Below are 649 nucleotides of genomic sequence, written 5' to 3'. Positions count from 1 at the left end.
AACCATATAAAGCAACTTCAGTAAGCAGGATTATGGCTACGCTAAAACACTTTGCTAGGTGGGTGCATAAAGAGAAACCGTTTGTTACTGGTTATCCCTTTCAAGGAGTTAGAATTATTGAAATAGAAGAACCCAGGTGGAATGGGTTAAGTGATAAGCAGATACTTAGACTTAAATCCGCATGTGAACATAGGATAGCTACTTGCAAGCAAAAGAATCAGAATCCTCTACTTGAAGTAACCGTATTTTACATATTACTTACAACCGGACTTAGAGAATCAGAGTTGGCTACACTTAACTATGGTCAGTACCACCACAGAGGTTTCCATGAGGTAAAAAGGTCAAAGAGTAAGAAGATATCGACTAAAGTACCTTTGCCCAATGAAGCAAGAGATCATCTTGATAAGTATTTATCTACTCGTACTGAGTTATCTTTAGAATCACCATTACTTGTAACTAAGTACGGTAACAGAATTACAAGGTTTGAGATAATAAGAATATGCAGAAGGATATCAAAGTTAGCTAATGCATATCTTGAAGAAGAAGAGAAATTCAACCTTACTCCCCATATGCTTAGGCATAGTTTTTTAAAGAGAATAGCAGATAAGTATGATGTGCACATAGCGCAGAAGATGAGTGGTAATGTATC

1 protein-coding gene is annotated in these 649 nt (G+C 36.5%); it reads left to right on the top strand.

What is annotated here, in order from left to right:
• Positions 1-32: 32 nt before the first annotated feature.
• The coding region (locus tag NF27_RS08155; RefSeq protein WP_152606883.1) for a tyrosine-type recombinase/integrase at positions 33-649 on the top strand (617 nt) is incomplete at its 3' end.

The organism is Candidatus Jidaibacter acanthamoeba (assembly GCF_000815465.1).
Taxonomy (GTDB): Bacteria; Pseudomonadota; Alphaproteobacteria; order Rickettsiales; family Midichloriaceae; genus Jidaibacter; species Jidaibacter acanthamoebae.
Note: the sequence above shows the minus strand (reverse complement) of the source record. Positions and strands in the feature narration are given on the sequence as shown.